The organism is Pseudomonas sp. NPDC089396, assembly GCF_044749545.1.
Taxonomy (GTDB): Bacteria; Pseudomonadota; Gammaproteobacteria; order Pseudomonadales; family Pseudomonadaceae; genus Aquipseudomonas.
In genome coordinates, this window is sequence record NZ_JBIVIC010000007.1 from 1 (window position 1) to 19,269 (window position 19,269).

At 62.0% G+C, this 19,269-nt stretch carries 14 protein-coding genes and 1 pseudogene; 4 read left to right on the forward strand and 11 right to left on the reverse strand.

Annotation, left to right across the window (positions count from 1 at the left end; genetic code table 11):
* The 8 genes and pseudogenes from ACIPZB_RS14505 to ACIPZB_RS14540 form a co-directional block, all read right to left on the reverse strand.
* Positions 1-272 (reverse strand): annotated as a pseudogene (locus tag ACIPZB_RS14505) (type VI secretion system tip protein VgrG); the annotation flags it as partial.
* Between the two features lie 212 nt (positions 273-484).
* Complete coding sequence (locus ACIPZB_RS14510; RefSeq protein WP_400640953.1) at positions 485-1,291, reverse strand: CpsD/CapB family tyrosine-protein kinase; 807 nt, start codon at positions 1,289-1,291, stop codon at positions 485-487.
* A gap of 11 nt (positions 1,292-1,302) precedes the next feature.
* Positions 1,303-2,871, reverse strand: a complete 1,569-nt coding sequence (locus ACIPZB_RS14515) for a GumC family protein (protein WP_400640955.1) — start codon at positions 2,869-2,871, stop codon at positions 1,303-1,305.
* Between the two features lie 21 nt (positions 2,872-2,892).
* Positions 2,893-3,963 carry a hypothetical protein gene (locus ACIPZB_RS14520; RefSeq protein ID WP_400641523.1) on the reverse strand — a complete coding sequence of 357 codons (1,071 nt, stop codon included), beginning with the start codon at positions 3,961-3,963 and terminating at the stop codon, positions 2,893-2,895.
* Between the two features lie 70 nt (positions 3,964-4,033).
* Complete coding sequence (locus ACIPZB_RS14525) at positions 4,034-4,591, reverse strand: polysaccharide biosynthesis/export family protein (protein WP_400640956.1); 558 nt, start codon at positions 4,589-4,591, stop codon at positions 4,034-4,036.
* Between the two features lie 309 nt (positions 4,592-4,900).
* On the reverse strand, positions 4,901-5,077 hold the full coding sequence (eppA, locus tag ACIPZB_RS14530; RefSeq protein WP_400640958.1) for an EPS-associated small membrane protein EppA: 177 nt from the start codon (positions 5,075-5,077) through the stop codon (positions 4,901-4,903).
* A gap of 335 nt (positions 5,078-5,412) precedes the next feature.
* Complete coding sequence (locus ACIPZB_RS14535) at positions 5,413-6,531, reverse strand: glycosyltransferase 61 family protein (RefSeq protein WP_400640959.1); 1,119 nt, start codon at positions 6,529-6,531, stop codon at positions 5,413-5,415.
* Between the two features lie 69 nt (positions 6,532-6,600).
* Positions 6,601-7,755 (reverse strand): hypothetical protein, encoded by a 1,155-nt coding sequence (locus ACIPZB_RS14540; RefSeq protein ID WP_400640961.1) that lies wholly within the window; start codon positions 7,753-7,755, stop codon positions 6,601-6,603.
* 313 nt (positions 7,756-8,068) lie between these two features.
* Between ACIPZB_RS14540 and ACIPZB_RS14545 the strand changes: the two genes are divergently transcribed.
* On the forward strand, positions 8,069-11,674 hold the full coding sequence (locus tag ACIPZB_RS14545) for a dermonecrotic toxin domain-containing protein (protein WP_400640963.1): 3,606 nt from the start codon (positions 8,069-8,071) through the stop codon (positions 11,672-11,674).
* A gap of 4 nt (positions 11,675-11,678) precedes the next feature.
* On the opposite strand, the gene ACIPZB_RS14550 is transcribed toward ACIPZB_RS14545, so the two are convergent.
* Positions 11,679-13,283 (reverse strand): putative bifunctional diguanylate cyclase/phosphodiesterase, encoded by a 1,605-nt coding sequence (locus tag ACIPZB_RS14550; protein ID WP_400640964.1) that lies wholly within the window; start codon positions 13,281-13,283, stop codon positions 11,679-11,681.
* Between the two features lie 138 nt (positions 13,284-13,421).
* On the opposite strand from ACIPZB_RS14550, the gene ACIPZB_RS14555 reads away from it, so the two are divergent.
* The 3 genes from ACIPZB_RS14555 (at position 13,422) to ACIPZB_RS14565 (ending at position 16,886) form a co-directional block, all read left to right on the forward strand.
* Entirely contained in the window at positions 13,422-15,041 is a 1,620-nt protein-coding gene (locus tag ACIPZB_RS14555; RefSeq protein ID WP_008091671.1) for an NADP-dependent glyceraldehyde-3-phosphate dehydrogenase, read from the forward strand.
* A gap of 123 nt (positions 15,042-15,164) precedes the next feature.
* Entirely contained in the window at positions 15,165-15,635 is a 471-nt protein-coding gene (locus ACIPZB_RS14560; RefSeq protein ID WP_008091673.1) for a VOC family protein, read from the forward strand.
* A 63-nt stretch (positions 15,636-15,698) separates the two neighbouring features.
* Positions 15,699-16,886: a hypothetical protein gene (locus ACIPZB_RS14565; protein ID WP_400640966.1), complete on the forward strand. Its 1,188-nt coding sequence runs from the start codon at positions 15,699-15,701 to the stop codon at positions 16,884-16,886.
* A gap of 130 nt (positions 16,887-17,016) precedes the next feature.
* Here ACIPZB_RS14565 and ilvA read toward each other — a convergent pair whose 3' ends face one another.
* Together ilvA and ACIPZB_RS14575 are read right to left on the reverse strand one after the other, a co-directional pair.
* A complete protein-coding gene (gene ilvA / locus ACIPZB_RS14570; protein ID WP_400640968.1) occupies positions 17,017-18,579 on the reverse strand; it encodes a threonine ammonia-lyase, biosynthetic in 1,563 nt (520 codons plus the stop codon).
* Positions 18,580-18,762: 183 nt separating this feature from the next.
* Positions 18,763-19,194, reverse strand: coding sequence for a PACE efflux transporter (locus ACIPZB_RS14575; protein WP_400640970.1), 432 nt, complete (start codon positions 19,192-19,194; stop codon positions 18,763-18,765).
* Positions 19,195-19,269 lie beyond the last annotated feature (75 nt).

Here is a 19,269-nt window from a genome sequence, read left to right on the forward strand (position 1 = left end):
GTGATCACGCCATGCAGCGTGCGCAGGGGTTTGGCCGGAGGAATGTTGAAGCCAGGCAGAGACGGCTGGGCGGGGCCGTGCAGGCTGAAGGTGGCACCCTTGCCGAGCAGGCGCTCGGCGGCGATGTCCTGTACGGCGCAGGTAAACGTCACCGTGTAGCAGAACGGGTGACTAAGCCCCTCTTCGCCTTTGAAGATCAGGACGTCGAGTTTGGCTTCAAGGCCGGTGACGTCCAGTTTGTGCCGGCTGTGATCAAAGAAGGGCTGCGCCATTTTTCGGAACTCCACTGCTGTGAAGTTCCGAACCTTGGAGCACAATTCTCAGGGAGGATACCCTTCCCGACGAATATAGACGCTTCCTACATACGGCTGGAATTTGTCCTACAGAAAACTTACCTAGAATGAAATATCGAGTACCGCAAAGCCGGTCGTATTCAACACCCGGTATCACTTTGAGCGGTTAGGGTTGACGCACCGCATCTGCATCAATAGTAAGTCCGCAACGGCTCATCCGCCTTGTTCAACACCGCCCCAACCAGGTTCGCGTTCGCCAGGTGATACAGGCAATCTTCGATATCCTTCTTGCTGTTCATGCCGTTGGCCACCACCAGCAACACGCAATCGAACTTCGGCAGCACGGTGATCGCATCATCTGAGCTCAGCAGCGGCGGCAGGTCGAAAATGCAGATGCGCGAATCGTAACGGTCGCGCAGCTCGGTGATCAGGCTGTCCACCTTGGGCGAGGACAGCATCTCGGTCGACATCGGGATCGGCTCGCGGGTCGGCAGCACCACGAAGCGTGGCAGCGTCGGGTTGACCAGCACTTCTTCGAGCCAGGCCTTGCCGCTGAGCACCTCGTTGAGCGCCTTGTCCATCGGCAGGCCCAGGCTGCTGCCCACCCGCGGCCGGCGCAGGTCGAAGTCCACCAGCAAGGCGGTCTTGGTGGTGTGGTGGGCAATGCTCATGGCCAGGTTCACCGCCAGTACGGTCTTGCCGGCCTCGGGCGTCGGCGAGGTGATCGCCAGGGTCCGCCAACCGTTCTCGTCCATGGCTTTGAGCACTTGCGTGCGCAACAGGTCGATGGCCCCGCTCATGTTCGAATTCTTGTTGTACGACACGATCCGATTGCGCTCCAGGTGCTCCGCACGCAGCGGTACCACTTTGGTCTGCACGTAGTCGAACTGGCCCAGGGGTTCGGGCTTGTCCGCCAGCAGCGGCGCTTTCGGTGTTTCTATGGGTGTAGGGGAAATCTGGTGAAGGTTCTTTCCAATAGCCGGCGTAATTCTGTCCATTGCTGAGTTCCCTATTCAAACCGCGCCATAGCTTTAAACAGCAGGACGTCCAACGGCATGTAGAACACATGGACGACCACCAGAAGCATAGCCACCAGAACCAAGCCGGCGACGATCATCACCATCAGCCATTTTCGCCGCTTGGCCTTGTCGGCCTGGGTAGCGATGTACGGCACAGCCACCAGCACCCGCTTGCCCAGCACGCTTTCCAGTGCACCGACGCCGCGCACCCGCTGGTTGAGCATCTCCAGCAACATCACCAGCCCACCGCCCACCGCCGGTGCCAGCACCAGGCCCAGGGCAACGATTTTCTTGCGGTTGGGTTTGATCGGTTTTTCCGGCATCAACGGCGGCTCCAGCAGCACGAAACGCTCGGCCTTGTTTTCCTGCTCCAGGCTTTCGGTGATCTTCGCGCCCATTTCCTTGTTGCGAATTTCTTCATACTTCTTGCGTGCGTTGTCGTGGTCGCGCATCAGGGTAATCAGACCGCGCTCCACTTGCGGCGCCTCAAGAATGTCTGCCTCGTAGCCTTCCATCTTGGTGATCAGCTGGCGCTTCTGTTCAGCCAACGAGGCGATGCGCGATTGCGCCGCTGCCATCTTGGTCCGCACCCGGGCCGCATCGAGGTTCATCGACGCTGCGGCAGCGATGCCCTTTTCACCCGAGGCTTTGAGCAGATCGATCTTGCGCTTGACCGCTTGCACGTCCGGGTGCGCTTCCTTGTACTTGGTCAGCAGCCGGGCGTACTCGGCCTTGAGGCTGGGCAGGTCCTGCGCCTGGTCGACCGTTGCCGACCTGCCATTGGCAGCCGGGGTGCTCGCCCCGGCATTGGCGGCGGACAGTTCCAGCTCCAGGTAACGCAGTTCTTCCTGGGCCGATTTGTAATCGCGGTCGACTTCGCGAAACTCCAGCTCCGAACGCGACAGCATGCTCATGCGCAGTTGCTGGTTTTCCGGCAAGGCATTGGCGTGGGCTTGCTTGAAGTCAGCCAGTTGGTTTTCCAGGTCGGCCAGCTCGGCGCCCAGCTTGTTCGCTTCCTGGGACAGGAACTCGGTGGTCTCGGTGGCCCGTTCGGTGCGTTGCTTGATGTTTTCGTTGAGGAACAGGGTCACCAACTCGTCGGCCACTTCCTTGGCGACTTCCGGGCGCTTGTCCTCGTACGACACGGTGAAGGCCACGGTAGCCTCGCCTCGCCCCTTGATGAAGGTGCTGAGCGTGGCCACCACGATCGCATTGCGCATCTGTTCGATCTTGTCGGTTTCGCTGAACTGGCGCCCCTTGTCGGCGAACAGGTTGTACTTGTCGATGATCCGCAGCAGGTTCTCGCGGGTCATGACGCGTTGGCGAATGACCTCGATACGCTCATCGGCAAAGCTGTTGTTGCCCGCCGACACCAGGTCTGGCGAGATCTGCTGCGACTCCACCAGGACAGTGCCGGTCGACTGGTAGATGGGCGGCACACTGAGCGCGACGCCCACGGTCGCTGCCAGCACGACTACGATGCTCACCCCCAGCAACAAGGCACGGTCCTTGATGATGGCGATGTAATCTTTGAGGGAAAGCTCGTACTCGGATTTCATAAGTGGCCGCCCTTGCAAAAGTCAGATGTCGGGATATCGGTAAGTCAGCGTCATTCCAACGATCGTTGCTTCAGCATTTGGCAAGCCATCTTGCTGACGCTCTTTGTACATCAACGAAAACCGCATGTCCCAGGCCCGCGAGAGTTCCCGGCTGGCCCAGACGCTGTAAGTCTGCAAGGTATTGGGCGTTTCCCCCTTGGCGTCCTGCCAGGAGGCATCGACGCCCAACCGGCTGGTTTCGGTGACCAGGTAGCTCCAGCCACCGCGCACCATGTCCAGCTCGGCGAAACCGCCCTCGGCACTGGCGACGGTGCTGCGCTCGGCGCTCAGGCTGGCCTCGGCACGCGAGCCACGGTAGAACAGCGACATCCCACCCTCACCGCGGCGCCCGCCGCCGGAGCCGCTGGTTTTATTGACGCCGGCGTGCATCGCGCCTTCGAAGCGCTCGGAAAACTGGTGCTTGATGCCAATACTCGGCACATAACTATTGCTGGCGAGGGCCGTAGTGGTGTCCTGCGGCTCATAACGCCGGGCTTCGAAACCGCTGATGATGTCGGTGCGCTCGCTCCAGGCATAGGTCCAGCTCGAGTAGTTGGAGTATTCGTCGTAGCCGGTCAGGGTATCGATGTCGTAGCGGGCGTGGTTGTACCGGGCTTCGTTGGCCAGGGTGCTGCGCTCGGTGACCGTGCTGCTCCAGTTGGCTGTCAGCGAGGACATCTTCTGGGTGCCGTCGGTGGTCACCACGCCGGTATCGAGTACCGTACCGGACAGCGTCGAGCTCTCGTTGTACTGCGCCAGCAGACCGAAACCGCCGGTTTCGGTCTGGCGTTGCCAGCCCAGGCTCAGGTTGGGGTCTTCGCGGTCGTCGACGATCGAACGGTCGGATGAGCGCAGCAGATGCATCCCCATGCCCAGACGCAGCTGGTCGCGGTCAAACTGACCGGTCAGGTTGTAGTCAGGTGCAATGATGGTACGCGTCACACCTTTCTCCTCGGACGTCAGGAGCAACGGGTTACTGTCGTACTCGACAGTCGTGGGAACCACAACTGAGGACTGCCAAATGGCGGCATTAACCACCCCCGCGAACGGCATCATCATGATTGCCGCCGCCATACGCTTCGGTCGAAAAATAGGCACTAGAAATTCTTAATTATTAGAAGAGTCAAGGTACGACCAGCGTATCGCCAGCCTGGAGTTGGAAGTTGGTGGACATGTCACGCCCGGAAACCAGATCCTTGTAGCGCACTGGCAGTACCTTTTGTGAAGGGCCGCTGCCGCGGATCACCTTGATGGCACTTTCGTCGGCGAATTTGTCCATTCCACCCGACATGCTCAAGGCCTGCAGCACCGCGGTAGGGCCTGCCATCGGCACCGGGCCGGGCTTGATCACTTTGCCTTGTACGTAAACCAGGTTGCCGGCAGTGCCGGTGACGACAACGCTGACGTTCGGGTCGGCGAGATAGGGTTTCAAGCCGTCGGTGACCTTCTTGGCCACCGCGGTCACATCGAGGCCGGCCACATCGATCCGACCCGCCAGGGGGAAGGTGATACTGCCATCGGGGAGGACAACAGTTTCCTGGCGCAAGGTGTCTTCCTGCCAGACCGAGACCAACACTTTGTCGCCGGGGCTGAGCAGGTACGACGCACCTTGGTCATTGGCAACACTCGCGCCAGACCAAGCGCACAGAACGCAGAGCATGGAAATCAGCAAACGCGCCATGAGGGATCCCTCCGGCCAAACGGCCCAGGTTAAGAGCACTGAATGAGAACAACCGCAAACCTCTCGCTCCACTGCGCAGCGTGAAACCCGCTGCGCTGGCCTGCCAATCCTGGAGGCCCTTTACCGCGATGCCGCTTTGCCTGCCTCTGCCACCACTCGCCTCAGGCGCTGGCTAGTGGAATATAGCAATGGTTGGAAAATTGACAAGTGGACGCCAGCTCTACCCCCCTAAGAACGGTACTTCAGCGTCAACTTGCTGGCATCACGGTAAAATCAAGCAAACTTAGTTGAATGAACAGGGGTACAACTTTAAATCTTCTTTCTATTGGCTACTGCCACGAAACCAATGACGGCAAAGGCAAAAAGCCAACCCGCCGTCGTTAAAGGAACAACGTTCGACTGGTTCATGTAGGAATCAGCTGCTCGTGCCGCACCACTCAATAACACCAACAAAAAGATCGATTTGATGAACAAAGTCGAGCGCATGTTCCCCTCCTGAAAGAGGACAATTATCGTTGATTGGTTTGAAGATTTGACTGCTGGTGATTGGAGCTTATGGGCACAATGACACTACGTCAATGATCCGACACCATAATAAAAATCAATGGACCAGCCTGTGCCTCGTCAATTTACCGCCATGCAGAAAATGCAGTGCAGATCGAGCTGTAAAGAGCGACAGCAAGTCTTTGATATCCAGAACTATTGCTTGTTTCATGGTTCCGTTTCAGAGGCTTGTCAAATACGCCTTGAGCAGCCCTTGAGCAGCGATCAAGTGTTTCATCAGCGAGAACAGGTGCGAATCGTTGCGTTTACCACCCTGCTTATGACGGAAAAAGGTCGAGGGTCCGTTCGACTTCGTCGATGTCGACGGTAAAACCATCCCCTTGGGGCTGACCGACGACAAAGCCAAAGTGCTGGCCATCACGGTCCGTCAGGTATTTGTAATAGCTGACGAAGCGGTTCGGTGGCTGCAGCACCAGGAGATTGCCGCCGGTTTGCAGCACATTGACGCCATGGACCAATTGGCTGCCCTCCACCCCGATCACCGTCCTCGCCCCCGCGCAGGCAGCCACGATGGTCGGCACATCCGATTTCATCGGGTCGATCACGCGAAAACCGCGATGCTTGCGCAGGTGTTCGGCAAGTTCCAGCTCATTGCGCAGCAAGCGCAGGTCACCGTCGCTGCCCCGCAGGATGAACACCCCTGGGTGCGGCGCTGCATCCACGTGCGACAACAGTTTGTCGCCCATGGCACGGTAGCGTTGATGCCTGCTGCGGTTGTTGCTCACATCATCGAACAGCACCAGTTCATGGAAGAAGGCACTGCGCAAACGCAACGGTTGCATGCCTAGCCACTGCTCGTAAGCCGGACCCTGGGTGAACAGGGGGTAGCGTGCCGAAGGCGCGGTGGTCACAGGTACCCCCTCGTTGCAGGCCAAGGCATAGGTTGGACAGTCTTCCATCAGCCAAGTGCCAAACCAGGTATTGCCATTTTGCGTGCAATAGGCGGCGCCTCGGTCTATTTCATGCTCCACGACGATGCGCGGAAAGGTGCTGGGCTTGAGCGACAGCCAATGGCTGGCATTGCCTTTGTACAGGGCGCCATCGATCAGCCAGACGTCCTTGAGCAAGTAGCCGCGGGTCGGCCCCTGCTCCGCGCGAATACCGCCTTCCATGGTGCGTATCGGGTGCACGTAGGGATAGAAACGCTTGGCCTCCCAACCGGTGACCCGCTCCAGCTGGTTGGGCAGGTAGAGGGCCGGCGGCGAACACGTCATTTCACCGGGTGCGACATCCCAGGTTCTTTCAGCGAGGCTTTTAAGATCGATATCCGCTTGGCGTGCCAGGCGCTTGCGCGCCATGTGCCGGTAGGCCGCCAATGTCCAGGCATGGCCACTGGCAACCGGATAATCACTGAGTTTCGAGATATCGCTTTGCATGACGCGGCCTCCACGGGTGACGGGTCAAGGATCTGGCGCAAAGGGTCTGTTACCGGCCCTGCAGGGTGCTCAGCTGGAAGACACCCGCTCCATCAGGGGCGGTGAGTGGAAGGTGGCATAGCGTGCGCGCAAGGTTTCCAGGAACGACTCTCCTGCACTTTTGGCGCCATAGAGATAGATCTTGTGGAGCCCGCCAAAGACCATTTCGTGATAACGGCTGGCCACTTCTTCATCCGTGGTGCCTTCGGGCAAGCCCAGATGCAATGTCAGCTTGTTGCCCTCCATGGCGAACAAGGGCGTGTCCCACAGAAATTGCGCGGTGCCGTTTCGGGGCAAGCGCACGAACAGGTAGGCGTGATTGCCCAGGGAATCGACATCGCCCCCACGGCGGCGCTTCCATTTGAGCAAGCCATCATCGGGCCGTGCCAGGCAAAGGCCTATGTCGTAGTAGTCATAACCGTGTTCCAGGGCCCATTCCAGGGCCATGAACGTGGTGATGGAGTTGACCTCGCGCAAGCGCTTGGCATCGGAAAACACCGCTTCGCAGTAACCGAAACGCAAGGTGCTCCAGTAGCGCTTGCCGCCGCGGGTGATCTCGCAGCCCAGGTGACAGGCCACCACTTCGCCGTTCAGGGTGATCAGGTCGAGCCGGCCCACGCCCTTGGCCAACCTGAACACCTCCTCGGTGGCGAATTGCGCGGCATGGATGCCCTGCCGTGCAGTGGCGTAGGGCCGCAACAGGTCGCGGTCGGCCATGGCGATTTCAGCATCGTCAACGGTCTGGCGCATCTGGTACAGCGGCCGGTTCTTGCGAATGCTGCGGCGCAGCTCGCTGTCGTAGCGCCCGGTGATGTCGTCCAGCGAGCGCCCCAGCGGTACCACTGCGCTCAGGTAATGGGGCACCGACAGCGCACCGGCGGTGGGCACTTCGCTCACCACCACCACATGGTTTTGCGCCGCGGGCGCCTCGGGGTCCGTCACCTCCCCGGCATCTCGCGGTGCCTTGCCGCCGATCAGCAGCTTGGCCATTTCACGCTGCTGCTTCCTGCCGATGTAGAGGATTTCATAAGGGCTGGTCTGCTGCAGCCTGAAGCGGGCGATCTCCCACCGCCAGAAACAGGCACGACCGAGCATGTCCCGTAACATGCTTGAAACGGTTCTAATCTCGTAACGCAGGGAGGGCGAGATGAGTTTGCGGGCTACTGCCACCAAATGCGCTTTCATTCTTTTTTGACGTCCTTTGTATATTTCAACTGGTGGTATCGCAAAAGACTATGATGGATTTTAGAAACGGCCACATAACTTACTGATTAATCAATAACATTTAACCGTTGTCGCCCTAACATTCAGTAACAATTTAAGATGCAAGCGCGCGGGTTGGCAAGCGGCATTTTGCTAGCACCCGGCCTTGTTTTATGACGTCAAACATACCGACGCGTGCGCTTTGTCCATTCATTTATTCAATTGATAACTATCTACTGCGCCTGAGGCACGACTTCAGGGCTTCCTGCCCGTCCATATCAGCAGGAGCCATGCCATGTCCTCGCTCAATCCGCATCATCACTTGATCGCCGAACAACTGCCTTCCTGGTCTACCCATGCCAACGTCGAACAATGGCGCGCACTGCGCGAAAGTCTGCTGCCCGAACAAGGCCACGCCGATACGCAAGCGCCCTGGTTCGCCAATGCCCTCCCCGACTTGCGCGAGGCCGTGCTTGCCAGCCAGCTGCGGCTGCATCGCGCTCAGCAGGCCTTGGCCGTTACGCTCAAGGATCTGCGCAACCTCGCAGAGTTCGCCGAAAGCCTGCTCATGCATACCTTGCAGACTCGACACGGGCTATCCGCACCCCCGCGTACCACCGAACTGGTGCGGGTCCGGCACTTCTTCACGTACGGTACTTATGTCACCGAACACACGACGGTGAGCCTGCTCGAAGCAGCCCTGCACAATTTCGAGTACGGAGCCGAGTTCGGTCGCGACAGCGCGTTGGCGCTGGCGGGGAATGCGCAATTTACCCCCACCACCGTGGTCGGCCAGACCACCCTGGGTGACAGTGACACATGGGTCGATATCGACTTGCCTTCAGAAACGGTCACTATCGAACCGCTTGACCTGCCCCCCGAGGTGTTCGCCAGCACCTGCCGGCAGCTGGATATTGGCCAGCGCTATCAGGAACACCTGCAGGCATGCTTCGACACCCATTCGGACACCGTGAGCACCGCGTTTATCGACGTTCAGCGCGAGCAGCTGCAACTGGCAGCAGACCTGGCCTTCATGCGTCACGATATCGACGGCATGGCACGGGATGTCATCGCCACGTTGGCAGCTGAAGGCCCAGTGCGTTGCTGGCAGCCCATATTGTTCGATATTGCGCTGCATGAAGTGCTGGTCGTCGACGACGGGCGCGGTGGACTGCTGTTCTACTGCCCGGGCAGCGAGCGAAGCCTGTTGCACTTCAGCGGCGTTACGCCCCTTCGCCAGCATCTGGCCGAATGGCTGTTGCAACCCGCCACTCGAAGCGCATTCCTGCGCTATGTCGCCAGGGCACAGCACTATCGTTTACTCGACCTGCTGCAGCAGAACACGGATGGCGACACCCTCGACCTGCACCTGAGCCTGACGACGCTCGATTCACCGCTGTTCCCCTGGCGCTATGCCGAGCATGTCCGACGCCTGAAGGCTGAAGCCGCACTGCTGGCAGTCCCCACCGCTCAGGTGGACGAGCAGGCCCGCCAGCGTCGCGTTGCCCAGTGGCTGAGCCTGGGCATGGACACCCTGATGCTCGCCGGCTTCTTTATCCCTGGCCTGGGTACCTGCATGACAGCGGTCATGGTGTGCCAACTGCTGGGTGAGGTCTTCGAAGGATACGAGGCATGGAGCATCGGCGATCGCCATCTGGCCTTGCAGCACCTGGAATCCGTAGGCCTCAACCTCGCGCTGGTTGGCGGCTTGCACGCGGCCGGCCAGGTACTGCCCAAATTGTTCAGCAGCCCATTGATGGAAAAACTGAACCCGGTGGAGCTGGCAGATGGCAGCAAGCGCCTCTGGGAGGCGGACCTCTCGCGTTATGCAAGCGCCGTCCAGCTCCCCGCGGAGCTTGCAGCCGACAGCACGGGCCAGTTTCTGCAGGGCGGCTCACGGTTCATCCGCATGGAGAATGAGCTGTACCAGGTGCGTCTGGACGAAAAGACGCTGCGCTGGCGCATCGTCCACCCAGACAACCCGAAGGCCTACCAGCCGCTGCTCGAACACAATGGCCAAGGTGCCTGGCGCGAAGAACACGAAGTGCCACAGGCCTGGTCTGACAGCCAGGCCGTGCGGCGCCTGGGGTTGGATACGGGCGCACTGGATGACACCGGGCTAGGACATGCGTTGATCATCAGCGGCGTTGATCGCGGAAAGTTGCAGGCCGTCCACCTGGCGGGGGCCGCCACGCCCCCCTTGCTGACCGAAACCTTGCAGCGCCTGGCGTTGGCCAAGCGCCTGCCGGAGCTCTCGGCTGCACAACGAGAGAGCCTGCAATCGCCGTTGACGGCGCTGGCTGAAACCGGGCATGAGCGTGCGCTGGCCAGAGCCCTGGAGGGCCTGTATGAGCCCGGCCTGGGAAGTGTCGACAGCGATCGCTTGCTGCTTGCCTGTATCCAACGGCTGGGCGAATGGCCCAGTGAGTTTCACCTGGAGATTCGCGCCGCCAGCCCTGGCGGCGAGTTGCTCGTCAGTTTCGGCCCCCCCCAGGCCAGCCAGCGTGCCGTGCTGCTCAAATCGAATCAGGGGTATGAAGTATATGGGGGCGAACGCCCCGCAGCCGGCCCCTTGTTCACTGACCGCTACCGGGCGCTGTACGCCGCTGTACCGCCTGCGCTCAGGCAACAATGGGGCGAAGTCGACGCGCTGCGCGAACGTGTACAGCAATTGGCTGGTGCCGAGCGTTCGAGCTGGCCCTCTCGCCTGTGGGGGCCGACGGCCAACCGTACGACGCCGCGCCTCAGGCTGCTCGGCGGCGCTCCGCTGGATCCGATACCGCCACCTTCACCGTTTTTCAATGATTCGGTGCCAGCACGCCTGCGCAGGCTTTACCCGGCCATCACACCGGAACAAGTCGATCAGCTGCGCAGTGACTGGCAACGCGCCATGCGCTCGCCGGAGCTTGAACTGGGGATACGCGAAACCGCTTTGCAGCAATTGCGTACTTACCTGGAGCAGTGGGCGGCCGGCGTGGCGCGTCGACAACGTGCCAGTACCGCCCTGCTCAACAGTTGGCGGTACAACTCGATTCTGCGCCTGCCCAATGGCGATCTGATCCCTAACCTGGACCTGGCGGGCCTCGAACTGGAAAACCTCGATCTGGCCACACTGCCCATGCCCAACGGCCTGGAACATGTGGTCGAGCTGGACCTTGGCGGCAACTCGCCCTTGAGCGAGTTGCCAGCGCATTGGTTCGAGCGCTTGCCCAACCTGCGTCGGCTGATCCTGGGTCGTTGCGGCTTCGAGCGGCTGCCACAGGTTCCCGGTGCCTACCAATTGACCTGGCTGGACATGGAGGGCAACCGCCTCACATGGGATGCCCAGGCGCAGGCGACACTGGAACAGATGAGCTCACTGCAGGTGCTGGACTTGTCACTGAACCGGCTGAGCAATGCACCCGACATGACACGGATGACCACGATCAGGTCGTTGTTCATGGTTGAGTGCGGCCTTATGGACCTGCCAAGGGGGTTGGAGCATTTCACCTCCCCCAGGGTCATCGATCTGTCGGACAACCATTTCGTGCGACTGCCCGCAGGGTTCGTGTTGCCCCCCGCGACCGCCAATGCCCTGAGCTTGGAGAGCGATACGCTGGGCCTGCCAATCCGCGAACAGATCGAAGACTACTATCAGCTCCACGGCACCGATCTACTGGTTTCGGATTTCGAATACGAGCCATTGCTACTGGAAGCGAGCACCGACCAGCTGCAGCTGTGGTCGCGCGTACCGCTGCACTACCGCCGTGAATTGCGCCTGCTGATCGATGACGTTGCCGAGGATGACGATGTCGCTGCCAGCCATCAGGCGATCTGGTCAGCGCTCCAGCGCATGGATGAAGACGCCGAATTCAGGGATCGCGCGCTGGCCACGTCGGCCTCGCTGTTGCTGGATCTCTGAAGGCTCATGCGCCGGCCTGGCGGCCCTGCTCGCGGCGGGCTGCCAGCCAGCGCGCCAGGTCCGCCGCCGGCATCGGCCGGGCCAGCAGGTATCCCTGCCCCTGGTCGCAGCCAGCGTTGCGCAGGAAGTCGTACTGTTCCTGCGTTTCGATACCTTCAGCGGTAATGCGAAAGCCCAGCGCATGGCCCAGGTCGATGATCGCCCTGGCGACTGCCACGGCATCGTCGTCGTGGGGCAGGTCCTTGATGAAGGCGCGGTCGATCTTCAGGTGGTCGATCGGCAGCGCCCGTAGATAGGCCAGGGAAGAATACCCTGTGCCGAAGTCGTCCACCGCCGTGGTCACGCCCATGGCCTGCAACTGGGCCAGCACCGCACAGGCCTGTTGCTGGCTCTCCATCAGCAGGCTTTCGGTAATTTCCACCTCCAGCAGGTTCGGCGGCAGGTCATGGCGCTCCAGGGCCTGGGCCAGGCTTGAGACATAGTCGCTGCGCTCGATCTGCAGCGCCGCCACGTTGATCGCCATCGGCCCCGGCACCCGGTCCTGGCTGCGCCAGGCGGCCATCTGCGCGCAGGCCAGTTCCAGCACCCGCTCGCCCAAGGGAATGATCAGGCCGGTGCGCTCGGCCAGCGGGATGAAATCGGCAGGCGACACCAGGCCATGGGTCGGGTCGCGCCAACGTAGCAGCGCTTCCACGCCCTCCAGGCAGCCACTGAACAGGTCGACCTTGGGTTGGTACCACAACTCGAACTCGTTCGCCTGCAAGGCCCGGCGCAAGTTGCGCTCCAGGTCCAGGCGCTGCTGCAGGCGCGCAGTCATGTCGGCATGGTACGGGCGCCAGGCGTTGCGCCCGCTTTCCTTGGCGGCATACATGGCGGTGTCGGCGTGACGCAGCAGGCTGCCGACGTCGGCCCCGTGTTGCGGGCACCAGGCCAGGCCGATGCTGCCGGTGACCAGCGCGGCGTTGCCGTTGAGGTCGAACGGCCGCTGCAGGCAGCGCAGCAGGTGGGCCAGCTGGTGGCTGATCTGGCCTTGGGTGCCGCGCAGCATGAACACGAACTCGTCGCCGCCCAGGCGGCATACCCGGTCGGAGGTATCGAGCTCTTGCAGGAAGCGCGCGGTGGCTTGCTGTAACAGCAGGTCGCCCATGGCGTGGCCGAGGCTGTCGTTGACCTGCTTGAAACCATCGATGTCCAGCAGCAACACGGCCAGGCCATCGCCCTTGAGGACCGCCTCGGCCAGCTGCTGCTGGAACAGCACCCGGTTCGGCAGGCCGGTGATGGTGTCGTAATGGGCCAACCGCTCCAGCTGCGCCTGGGAGCGGCGCAGTTCGCGGTTGCGCTGCTGCAGCTGGCGTTGCTTGCGGTGGGTCTGGTTGATGAACAGACAGGTCAGGCCCGTGCAGGCCAGGGCGAACCAGAACACGGGCGAGACGAACAGACCGGCCTGCAATCCGTCCTCGTGTCGCTGTACGGCCTGCTGCCCCAGCCATGCCGATGCACCGACGCCGGCCACGGCGAAACCCGCCGGCAACCAGCGGCAAAAGGCTTGGCGCAGCGTGCCGGCGGTCGGCTTCTGCTCTTCTGGAGAGGGGGAGTTGGACGGGATCATAAGCCTGCGAACGCGGTCGATTGCTTCTGTATCGGCGCACGTCCGGCAATGTTGAGCCAGACTGGTATTTTTCTTTGGCCAGGTGCATGCTCGAAGCTGAAGCGATTCACCTACCTAGACTTGCGAGGTGCGGCACCCATGGATCCCCTGCTCGATTCGCTGTTTCCCAGCCCAGACGACATCCCCGAGGCGTGGCACCTGGGCGAACCCCTGGAGCAACGCGATTACCTGGTCAACGGTGAACTCAGGCGCTGGGACGGCCCGCTGGCCACGGTGCGCAGCCCGGTGTGGCTCAAGCAGGCCGACGGCGAACGCCAGGTCATCCTCGGCAGCGCCCCGCTGCTCGACGCCGACACAGCCCTGACCGCCCTCGACGCCGCCGTGCAGGCCTACGACAAGGGCCGCGGCAGCTGGCCGAACATGCGCGTGGCCGAACGCATCCAGCATGTGGAAAACTTCCTTGCGCGGATGCGCGAACAACGCACGGCGGTGGTCAAGCTGCTGATGTGGGAGATCGGCAAGAACCTCAAGGACTCGGAAAAGGAATTCGACCGCACCTGCGACTACATTGTCGACACCATCAACGCGCTCAAGGACCTCGACCGCCGCTCCAGCCGTTTCGAGCTCGAACAAGGCACCCTCGGCCAGATCCGCCGGGCGCCGCTGGGCGTGGCGCTGTGCATGGGGCCCTACAACTATCCCTTGAACGAAACCTTCACCACGTTGATCCCGGCGCTGATCATGGGCAACACGGTGGTGTTCAAGCCGGCCAAGTTCGGCGTGCTGCTGATCCGCCCGCTGCTCGAAGCCTTCCGCGACAGCTTCCCGCCGGGGGTGATCAATGTCATTTATGGCCGAGGCCGGGAAACGGTCAGCGCCTTGATGGCCAGCGGCAAGGTCGACGTCTTCGCCTTCATCGGCACGCACAAGGCCGCCAGCGACCTGAAAAAGCTCCACCCTCGCCCGCACCGCCTGCGTGCGGCCCTGGGCCTGGATGCCAAGAACCCCGGCATCGTGTTGCCCCAGGTCGACCTGGACAACGCGGTCGAAGAAGCCGTGACCGGCGCGCTGTCGTTCAATGGCCAGCGCTGCACGGCGTTGAAGATCCTGTTCGTCCACGAGGACGTGGTCGAGGCCTTCCTCGACAAGTTCCAGCGCAAGCTCGCCGCGCTCAAGCCGGGCATGCCCTGGGAGCCGGGCGTGGCCCTGACCCCGCTGCCGGAGCCTGGCAAGGTCGATTACCTCGACGGCCTGGTGGCCGATGCCACGGCCAAGGGTGCGCGGGTGCTCAATGAAGGCGGCGGGCAAAGCCGTGGTTCGTTCTTCTACCCGGCGCTGCTGTACCCGGTGAATCGCGACATGCGCGTGTACCACGAAGAGCAGTTCGGCCCGGTGGTGCCGGTGGTGCCCTACCGCGACCTGCAGAGCGTGATCGACTACGTGCTCGATTCCGACTACGGCCAGCAGCTGAGCCTGTTCGGCAACGACCCGCAGACCATCGGCAGCCTGGTCGACATCTTCGCCAACCAGGTTGGCCGCATCAACCTCAATGCCCAGTGCCAACGTGGCCCGGACACCTACCCATTCAACGGCCGCAAGAACAGCGCCGAAGGCACGTTGTCGGTGCACGACGCCTTGCGCGTGTTCTCGATCCGCACCTTGGTGGCGACCCGCTTCCAGGAAGCCAACAAGACGCTCATCAGCGAGATCATCCGCAACCGGCAGTCGAGCTTCCTCACCACCGATTACATCTTCTGAACCTGCGCGGTTTATAGACAATCGGTCTAGCAGCGCTGTCGATCTTTCACCCGTGCAAACGACTCTATGCAACAGGGGCGCCTAACGCGCCCCCTTGCAACCCGGTCAAAAGGAGCACTGAACATGGCAGCCAAACCCATTCCCGAAGGTCAGCACAGCATCACCCCTTACCTGGCCATCAAGGACGCCGCCAAGGCCATCGAGTTCTACAAGAAAGCCTTTGGCGCAGTGGAGATGTTCCGCCTCGAAGGCCCGGACGGTCGAGTCGGCCATGCCGAACTCAAGATCGGCGATTCGTCGCTGATGCTGGCCGACCCCTGCGACAACATGGAAGGCGGCCTCACCGCCAGCCAGAAGCTCGACGGCGCTGCCGTTGGCCTGCACCTGTACGTCGAGGACTGCGACAAGGTCTATGCCCAGGCCCTTGCCGCCGGTGCCACCCAACTGCACGAAGTGAAGGACCAGTTCTACGGTGACCGCAGCGGCACGCTCAAGGACCCGTTCGGCAACCTGTGGTTCGTCTCCACCCACAAAGAAGACCTCAGCCCCGAAGAAATCCGCGCCCGCGCCGCCAAGATGTTCGGCGGCAGTTGAGCGTCAGGTTGAAAGCGGCGCGACTTTGCCTGAAGCTTGGGGCTCGTAGCTGGGAGCTGCCTCATGCGAATCATCGACAAAACCGCCGCGCAGGTGCGCAGCCTGACACCGGCCGAAGAGGAACTGCTGGCGGGTTTCGCCAGCGGCCACCTCGCCGGCCCCCGCCTGTTGCAGGCCAACCAGTTGCTGATGAAGGTGCGTAGCGCCAACCATTGGCTGGCCTGCGATTGTCGCAAGGATGCCCTGCCGGTGCTCAATGTCACCCTCAACGGCAACACCGGCACACTGTTTCTCAAGAACAACCCAGGCACCGCCGAGCATGCGCCCGGTTGCCCGTTCACCAAGGACGAACGCGAGGAGGCGGAGCGCGAGGCGCAGCCCACGGCGCCCGCCGCCTGGCTGGCACCCGATACGCCCTTGCGGCTGATCGGCGACTTTGCCAAAGCCTGCGACAACCCTGCTGGCAGCGGCGAAGGCAGCGAGCGCCGCGATCAGCAACGCTTGCTGTCGCTGTTGCTGACCTGGCTGGAAACCAGTGGCCTGAACCTGTACGCCACGCACCTGAAGAAAGACCTTACCGCCCAGTTCGCCGAACTGCGCAGCGTCGCCAGCCGCTACCCCCTGCTCGAACGGGTGCCTGCCAGCAACTACCTGGAAACCCGGCTGGACATGAAGCACATGATGATGCTCAAGGCGCGCCTGCGCGAAGCCACGGTGTTCGGCAACCACCGCCGTCATGGGCTGATGCTCGACTGCGTCGAGCAGATCCGCGGGCGCAAGCTGTTCAACAATCGCAGCGAGGACGGCTTCGACTTCCAGGGGCACCATCTGTACTGGGGTGGCAGCCGGACGTCCGGGCCGCTGCTGGCCCTGGCGTTGTACTCCCCTGCCACGGCCGGTAGCCACTTCTATGAACTGATCCATGTGGCCAGCGTACCGGTACTGTCACGCGCGCACCTGTTCCCGGTGTACCGCGATGAAGAACGAGAGCCGCTCAAGGCGTTGGTCTCGTTGATCGACTGGATGGCCAGCAAGGGTGTGAAGGTGCAGATGCGCCGGCCGGTGATCGGTGGCCAGGTGATGGATGAACTGGTGCTGACGTCTGACCAGGACCGGGTGTTGTCGGTGTCGTTGCTGGAACGACCCCTCGGGCCGGAGCCGGATGCCGAGAATTTCAAGCGCTTTGCCGACTTCAAGAGCCTGGAGACCTTCCGCAAGTATGTGGCGGGGTTCTTCATGCGCGAGCGCTAGAAACCGCGTCGCGCCTATCGCCGGCAAGCCGGCTCCCACAGGATCCCCGCAGCGTTCAATGTCTGCGGGGTATCTGTGGGAGCCGGCTTGCCGGCGATAGGGCCCTCACTGACACCCAATAATAGCCAGATCACCCAAGAAACAACCGATAAGCCGGGTTCTCGGTCTCATCCCAATACCGATACCCCATTTCATCCAGCGCCTGCGCCAACCCCGCCTGTTCCTCCACCGGCACCTCCAGCGCCGCGAACACCTGCGCCTGCGCCGCACCGTGGTTGCGGTAATGGAACAGGCTGATGTTCCAGCGCTTGCCCAACCGCTCAAGGAACCCCAGCAACGCCCCCGGTCGCTCCGCAAACTCGAATCGCAGCACCCGCTCTTGCGCCCCCGGCGCCGCATGCCCGCCCACGGTGTGACGCACATGCAACTTGGCCAATTCGTTATCGGTCAGGTCGAGCACGCTGTAGCCCTGCTCGCCCAGGCTGGCCAGCAGTTGCTCGCGAGGGTCATGCAGCGGGTGGGTCTGCACGCCGACGAACAGGCGCGCCTCCTTGCCCGGGTAATAGCGGTAGTTGAACTCGGTGATCTGCCGCCTGCCCAGCGCCTGGCAGAATGCGCGGAAACTGCCCGGCTGCTCGGGGATGGTCACCGCGATGATCGCTTCGCGCTGCTCGCCCAGCTCGGCACGTTCGGCCACATGGCGCAGACGGTCGAAATTGACGTTGGCGCCGGAGTCGATGGCCACCAGGGTCTGGCCCTGCACGCCTTCGCGGGCCACGTACTTCTTGATCCCGGCCACGGCCAGGGCACCGGACGGCTCGGTGATCGAGCGGGTGTCGTCGTAGATGTCCTTGATCGCCGCGCACAGCTCGTCACTGCTGACCGTGATCACTTCATCGACAAAATGCCGGCACAGCTCGAAGCAGTGAGCACCGACCTGGGCCACCGCCACGCCGTCGGCGAAGGTGCCGACCTGCGGCAGTATCACTCGCTCGCCAGCAGCCAGTGCGGCCTGCAGGCAATTGGAGTCTTGCGGCTCGACGCCGATCACCTTGACCTGCGGGCGCAGGTACTTCACATACGCGGCGATACCGGCCACCAGCCCGCCGCCGCCCACCGGCACGAAGATCGCATCCAGCGCACCCGGTTGCTGGCGCAGGATCTCCATGCCCACGGTGCCCTGCCCGGAGATGACATCCGGGTCATCGTAGGGCGGCACGAAGGTCGCACCCTCGCTGTCGGCCAGGGTCAAGGCATGGGCCAGGGCATGGGGGAAGCTTTCACCGTGCAACACCACCCGGCCACCCCGCGAACGCACGCCCTCGACCTTGAGCGAAGGGGTGGTGGTCGGCATCACGATGGTGGCCTTGATGCCCAGCCGCGCGGCCGCCATGGCCACGCCCTGGGCATGGTTGCCCGCCGAAGCGGTGATCCCGCCGCGCTCGCGCTGGGCCGTGCTCAGCCGCGACAGGCGGGTATAGGCACCGCGGATCTTGAACGAGAAGGTCGGTTGCAGGTCTTCGCGCTTGAGCAGCACCTGGTTGCCCAGGCTGGCGGACAACGCCGGCGCCGGTTGCAGCGGCGTCTCGATGGCCAGGTCGTACACCGGCGCGGACAAAATTCGCCGTACCTGCTCCGACAGCATCTGCTGCGGGGTGAGCGGTGTACGTGGGCTGACGTTGAGATTGGACATCGAGGCAACTCCTTGGCTGTATTCACGTTGCCCAGGAGTCAGAGAGAACAAACCCGCCTCCAGGGCGGGTTCGGTGCACGTGCGCGCTAGCCCGCCAAACTGATAATGGCGGTAATAATAATGGCGTTCACGTGTGGGAAAGTATTCATGGGCTGGGAACTTATCCTGCCGGATGCCAGCAAGTCAACACTTGGCTTGCTGGGCCGAAAGCGGCACGTCGAACACCTTGTCGAAGCCCCACTGGAAGACGAAGGCATAGACGAAGAAGAACACGAACAGCGCCAGGTTGGTGAGGAACGCCGCCCACAGGCTGACATCCAGCCAGTACGCCACCAGCGGCAGCAGGATCACCACCAGACCGCCTTCGAAGCCCAGGGCATGCAACAGTCGGCGCATGAAGGTGCGCTCGCGTTTTTGCTGGCGGGCTTCCCAGCGCTCGAACGCCCAGTTGAAGCCCATGTTCCAGCTCATCGCGATGCCCGACATCAGAATCGACAGCAGGGTCGACTGGGCCATGCCGGCCCCGAACGCCAGCTCCAGCGCCGGCGCCACGCAGGCCACGGCAATGACCTCGTAGAGAATGGCCTGGACGATCTTGCGTGCCTTGCCTTGCATGTGCAGCTCCGTATCGAAAAGGCTTACCAAATTACTAGATGCGTCCTGCAAGGAAAAGCTTGAGGTACATATTTA